Genomic DNA, 4,753 nt, shown 5'->3' on the forward strand with positions numbered 1-4,753 from the left:
ACTGAGTTTTAAGTTTTGATTGATAGTTTCTTGAGTTTCTTTGAAAGAAGATCCGGGGAGGTCTCCCGGCGTTCATGTGTTGCGTTCCATGGTCGGTTTTCTTGGTTATTTGTGTATTATTACGTAGTGTTTGTCTATCTGGCGGCAGCGGAGGTGCGTCAGCGTTTCGATGATCTTGAGCGTCTCTTCGAGGGTTTCGGGCCGCAGGGTGAACGAAATGCGTATGGAGGTGTCGATGCGTTCGTCGATCCGGAAGCGGATGTTGTACCAGTGCTCCAGATTGACGGCGATGTCGGCCAGCGTCATGTTGTCGAAGATGATCGAGTTGCCCGTCCAGCTGCAATAGTTGCTGGCCGCGACGTTGCGCCTGCTGTTGATCACGAAGCCGTCCGGCGAAGAAGCGTCCATGCGGTAAATTCCCCAGCCAATCCCGGGGCGGTCGACCGTCGGTCGGTCAGCGAACCGCCCCGCGTCTATTGATGTGCTCGTTCAGGATCGCGTCGGCCAACGCGCGCGCCCGCGCATTCGTCCGGGCATCCAGTGCCGCAATGACGATCGCGACCGCGAAAATCACCAGGCTGAACGTCACGACAATGCCGGCCAGCCACGGCACCGGCAGATTGCGGACCGTGGACACCGGGTAGCTGCCTTGGTCGAAATGCGCGGCGGCCATGCCGCAGTAATGCATCCCGCAGACCGCAAAGCCCATCACGATCGCGGAGCCGATCTGGCGAGTCCACTTGAATGTGCTTTGCCGGCGCAGATCGAATGCCAGCCACAACGCCGCGCCGCTCGCCAGAATGGCAATCACCACGGACAGCGCGACCAGCCAGGGCTGGTAGCGAATACCCTGGCAGATATCCATCGCCCGCATGCCGAGGTAGTGCATGCCGGCGACGCCGAGCCCCATCGCAATGGCGCCTACCGTCAGCCGTGTCCAGCGCAAATCGTACCGGCACAGCGGCGTGAATCCGATCGCCGACGCGCACATCGCAATGAGCAGCGAGGCGAGCGTGATGGGGAGGTTGTAGGTGACGGCAACAGGCAGATGGAACGCCAGCATCGCGATGAAATGCATCGACCAGATGCCGAGCCCCATCACGCCGCCGCCCAGCACGATCCAGGGGGCGAGCGGCCGATTCCCGATCACGTCCAGGCGATCGGAAATATTCAACGCCGTGAATGATGCAAAGATCGCGAGGAGACAAGAAAGCACGACAAGCGTCAGGTCGTAGGTGCCAGTCATTATCGTTCTACTCGTTTGAGCTGTATTTGGCCAAGTTTGTCAGGACGCGGCTCCTGCATCCCCGATGCGTCCCTGCTTTGCGCGGTCGAGTATACCGAGAAACGAACGGCGCACAATACCGGAAAATCGTGTTGGCCCGAATCTGGGGATGCGTGCCGGCGCCGGCTGACGGCCGGCGCGTCCCGGCTTGCGGCGCGGCCTCCCCATCCATGACGGCACATGCGCCGCACGATGCCTGTCGCAACCGCTCCGGCCGCGGTACGATGCACGCCAACATCGTCTTGTCCAGGGAGCGGTTCGGGAATGAGCGTTCGTATCGTGCAGTTGGGGTCGCCGCGGGCGGCCGACGAAGGGTTGCGGATCGGCACGGTGCGGCGTCCGCCGCGCGGTGTGCCGAAAAGCGAATTCGCGTCGCGCGACTTTTACGACGTGTGGCTGCCGACGCTGTCGCCGAGCCCGGAACTCGTTGCGCAGGCGCAGGCCACCGAAGACGATGCCGACTGGCGGGCATTCGCGCGCAAGTTCCGGGCGGAAATGAATCACGGCGACGCGCAGAAGGTGCTGGATCTGCTGGCCGCGCTGTCGGCCACCACGCAATTCTCGATCGGCTGCTATTGCGACGACGAGCGCCGCTGCCACCGCAGCATCCTGCGCGAACTGCTCGCCGAACGCGGCGCGGCGATCGAGCCGGCCGCGCCCTGACGACGGCGCCGGGCGCGGCGACTCCGTTGACGTGGGTCAAGCGCGTTGCGGCGCGCGCCTCTATGCTCAGGTCATGGATGCGTCACGGCGGCGCGATCAGGACACAGCAGCACGCAACATGCGCATTACCTTTCCACCCGATCCACCCGAATACTGCGCGCGCGATCTGGTTGTCGCGTTTTCCGCGCTTGTCGACAACCGCTGCGTGCAGTGCGCGGTCACCGCGGAGGCGCTGGAGGATCATTTCGGCGCGGCGTCGCTGGTCGAACAGGATCTGCTTCGCGCTTTCAGCACGCACCGGCCGGACATCGAGGCGGTGGCGCGCAGGATGCTCGAGGAAATCGGCGGACGGCCTGTGCTGCTGCATAGCGGTCATTTTCGCTACACGCGCTGACAGGGCGTGCATGGGAGGCTGGCATGGCATTGTCGGGCAACGTCAAGGAGGGCGACTGGAGCGTCGAGGTCGACACGCGCGCGGACGAGGCGGGCGGATTCCGCTGCCGCGTGCAGGTCGAGCACGGCAGCGGCGCCGGCCGGTTCCATCACACGTTCGAGCACTGCCGGTCGTATGCGACCGAGCGCGAGGCGGTGATCGAGGGGCTGCGGGCGGGCATGACGTGGATCGAGTTGAAGATGTCGCAGGTCATCAACGTATGAACGGGGCGCACGCGGGGGCGTGCGCGAAGCGCGGCAACCACGCGCGCGATGCCGGTCGGACTGCGGCCGGCGAAACAGGTCACGCAGTCGCAGATGAATCTGCGCCGGTTCCCGCAAGGCGGGCGGCGCATGTCAAGCGGTCGACACGAGGGCGGCGCCGTCAGGAGAAACAACATGGGCGTGGGAATGCAGATCGCCTACTTCGGATTTGCCGGTTCGGCCGCGCTGGAAGCGGAAGCCGGAGTGCAACTGGTGCGCCTCGACCGTTTCGGTGCGCTGATCAGCGGCTGTCATCTGGCGATCGAGTCGCTCAGAACCGGCAACGACCGCCATATGTATGACGTGCGGCTCGATCTGATTACGCGCAGCAACGCGCTGAAGCCGCTGCCGCGCTGCGTCGGCGACGATGCGCTGGAAGCGGTGCGCCGCGCGTTCGCCCAGGCCGAGCGCGAACTGATCGCGTGGCAGGGCGAGCGCGGCACGGCGAAGCCGGGCGCGCCGCTGCGGGACGTGCGCGCGATGCGCTGACGGGCCGGCGCGCGGTCAGACGCGCGCGAGGCCTTCCGCGTCGATGATGCGCACGCGCTTGCCGTGCGTTTCGACAAGCGATTCGCGATGGAACCGCGAAAACATCCGGCTGACCGTCTCCAGCTTCATGCCGAGATAGCAGCCGATTTCCTCGCGGGTCATCCGCAGATGGAATTCGGATGCCGAATAGCCGCGCGCCTTGAAGCGCGCCGACAGGTTCAGCAGGAACTGCGCGACGCGCTGTTCGGCGGACATCGTCCCGAGCAGCAGCATCTGGCTCGATTCGCGGACAATCTCGCTGCTGAGCATCTGATACAGGTAATGCTGCATCGACTTCATTTCGCGGCAGGCTGTTTCCAGCTGGCCGAACGGGATGATGCACACGACGCTGTCCTCGAGCGCGATCGCGTCGCAGCAGTGATGGCCGTTGCCGATGCCGTCCATGCCGAGCGTCTCGCCGGCGATCTGGAAGCCCGTGACCTGCTCGCGGCCGTCGCGATGCATCATGACCGTCTTGAACGAACCGGCGCGCACCGCGTAGATGCTCTGGAAATCGTCGTCGGCGCGAAATAGCGTGTCGCCTTGCCGGACATGGCGGGTCGCACAGATGATCGTGTCGAGCCGGCCGAACTCGGAGGGCGTCAGCTGCACAGGCAGGCACAGCGAACGCATCGCGCAGACCGAGCAGCGGGCGGCGGGTTGTTTCGGGGCGTCGGCGCGCGCGACTGCGTGAAGCGGCCTGGACCGCCGCGGCGGCAAGACGGCTGCGCTAACGGATGCTGATGACATGATGCACTCCGGCACTTTCAAATGCAGCACGCTCGATGCGAGCGCACCAGGGATTCAATGACGTGGCATGCGGCGTCGAACTCGGCGGTCTTGTCGAAGAAGTAGTCCGCGCCCGCCGTTGCACATGCCGCCCTGAATGCCGGCGCCGAGTGATTCGTCAGCACGATCGTCACGATCGGCGGCACGGATCGTGACAGCCTGCCGATCAGGTCGAGGCCGCCGCCGTCCGCGAGCCGCAGGTCGACGATCGCGACATCCGTCTGGCACCGGCGGATCGTGGTCCACGCACCCATGCAATCCTCCGCCTCGCCCACGACCACCACGCCGCGGATCATGCCGACAAGCAGCGCGACCCTGCGCCGTACCGCGACGGCGTGATCGACGAGGAACACTCTGAGCGATGCGGGGGAGGGGCTGGCATTCATGCGGCCAGTATCGCGGCCGGGCGCGATAAAGGAAATCGGCCGAGTTGGAAGTTGGCGTAGGACAGTTCGCCGGGTTGTAGGGATTTCCCTACAACCGGATCGGCAATGTGGCGGATCGGACGCGGCGCGCAGGATCGCCGGGACGGCGAGCACGTGGCGCCGCCCCGGCGGGATTCAACGCGTCGTCCGTGTGGCGAGCGCGTCGCGCGCCGCGCGGCACGCGGCAAGATCCCACGCGGCGCATCCGACCGTCTTGAACAGCAGCGGCCCGCGCCGCTCTAACCGGCCGCGCAGCACATCGGCGAGCGACGCGACATCGCGCCAGTTCACCTGCGCCAGGATCAGATCCCCCGCTTCGTGACGTGCGCCGGCCGGATCGTCGACGACGATCCGGCTGTGGCGAACC

Annotated in this window: 8 protein-coding genes and 1 pseudogene; 4 read left to right on the plus strand and 5 right to left on the minus strand. The window is 65.3% G+C overall.

The window, feature by feature from the left end:
• Nucleotides 1-105: 105 nt before the first annotated feature.
• Together KH616_RS21555 and KH616_RS21560 are read right to left on the minus strand one after the other, a co-directional pair.
• Nucleotides 106-408, minus strand: coding sequence for a DUF4974 domain-containing protein (locus KH616_RS21555; protein WP_292250636.1), 303 nt, complete (start codon nucleotides 406-408; stop codon nucleotides 106-108).
• Between the two features lie 46 nt (nucleotides 409-454).
• A complete protein-coding gene (locus KH616_RS21560; protein ID WP_292250638.1) occupies nucleotides 455-1,246 on the minus strand; it encodes an MHYT domain-containing protein in 792 nt (263 codons plus the stop codon).
• 303 nt (nucleotides 1,247-1,549) lie between these two features.
• On the opposite strand from KH616_RS21560, the gene KH616_RS21565 reads away from it, so the two are divergent.
• From KH616_RS21565 to KH616_RS21580, 4 genes are all read left to right on the plus strand, one after another.
• On the plus strand, nucleotides 1,550-1,948 hold the full coding sequence (locus KH616_RS21565; protein ID WP_292250640.1) for a DUF488 family protein: 399 nt from the start codon (nucleotides 1,550-1,552) through the stop codon (nucleotides 1,946-1,948).
• 118 nt (nucleotides 1,949-2,066) lie between these two features.
• Nucleotides 2,067-2,342, plus strand: a complete 276-nt coding sequence (locus KH616_RS21570) for a DUF1488 domain-containing protein (RefSeq protein ID WP_292250642.1) — start codon at nucleotides 2,067-2,069, stop codon at nucleotides 2,340-2,342.
• Between the two features lie 23 nt (nucleotides 2,343-2,365).
• On the plus strand, nucleotides 2,366-2,605 hold the full coding sequence (locus tag KH616_RS21575) for a UDP-glucose 4-epimerase (protein WP_292250644.1): 240 nt from the start codon (nucleotides 2,366-2,368) through the stop codon (nucleotides 2,603-2,605).
• Between the two features lie 174 nt (nucleotides 2,606-2,779).
• Nucleotides 2,780-3,133, plus strand: a complete 354-nt coding sequence (locus KH616_RS21580; RefSeq protein ID WP_292250649.1) for a metal ABC transporter ATPase — start codon at nucleotides 2,780-2,782, stop codon at nucleotides 3,131-3,133.
• Between the two features lie 15 nt (nucleotides 3,134-3,148).
• Here KH616_RS21580 and fnr read toward each other — a convergent pair whose 3' ends face one another.
• The 3 genes and pseudogenes from fnr to KH616_RS21595 all read right to left on the minus strand — a co-directional run.
• A complete protein-coding gene (gene fnr / locus KH616_RS21585) occupies nucleotides 3,149-3,922 on the minus strand; it encodes a fumarate/nitrate reduction transcriptional regulator Fnr (protein WP_292250645.1) in 774 nt (257 codons plus the stop codon).
• Between the two features lie 17 nt (nucleotides 3,923-3,939).
• Nucleotides 3,940-4,347, minus strand: coding sequence for a response regulator (locus KH616_RS21590; protein WP_292250647.1), 408 nt, complete (start codon nucleotides 4,345-4,347; stop codon nucleotides 3,940-3,942).
• 174 nt (nucleotides 4,348-4,521) lie between these two features.
• Nucleotides 4,522-4,753, minus strand: a pseudogene (locus KH616_RS21595) (delta(1)-pyrroline-2-carboxylate reductase family protein); the annotation flags it as partial.

This window comes from Burkholderia sp. (assembly GCF_018375725.1).
Taxonomy (GTDB): Bacteria; Pseudomonadota; Gammaproteobacteria; order Burkholderiales; family Burkholderiaceae; genus Burkholderia.

Bases quoted from the DNA above. Each gene is read 5' to 3' on its own strand.
- KH616_RS21555 (WP_292250636.1), bottom strand. From the start codon at position 408: ATGGACGCTTCTTCGCCGGACGGCTTCGTGATCAACAGCAGGCGCAAC.
- KH616_RS21560 (WP_292250638.1), bottom strand. From the start codon at position 1,246: ATGACTGGCACCTACGACCTGACGCTTGTCGTGCTTTCTTGTCTCCTC.
- KH616_RS21565 (WP_292250640.1), top strand. From the start codon at position 1,550: ATGAGCGTTCGTATCGTGCAGTTGGGGTCGCCGCGGGCGGCCGACGAA.
- KH616_RS21570 (WP_292250642.1), top strand. From the start codon at position 2,067: ATGCGCATTACCTTTCCACCCGATCCACCCGAATACTGCGCGCGCGAT.
- KH616_RS21575 (WP_292250644.1), top strand. From the start codon at position 2,366: ATGGCATTGTCGGGCAACGTCAAGGAGGGCGACTGGAGCGTCGAGGTC.
- KH616_RS21580 (WP_292250649.1), top strand. From the start codon at position 2,780: ATGGGCGTGGGAATGCAGATCGCCTACTTCGGATTTGCCGGTTCGGCC.
- fnr (WP_292250645.1), bottom strand. From the start codon at position 3,922: ATGTCATCAGCATCCGTTAGCGCAGCCGTCTTGCCGCCGCGGCGGTCC.
- KH616_RS21590 (WP_292250647.1), bottom strand. From the start codon at position 4,347: ATGAATGCCAGCCCCTCCCCCGCATCGCTCAGAGTGTTCCTCGTCGAT.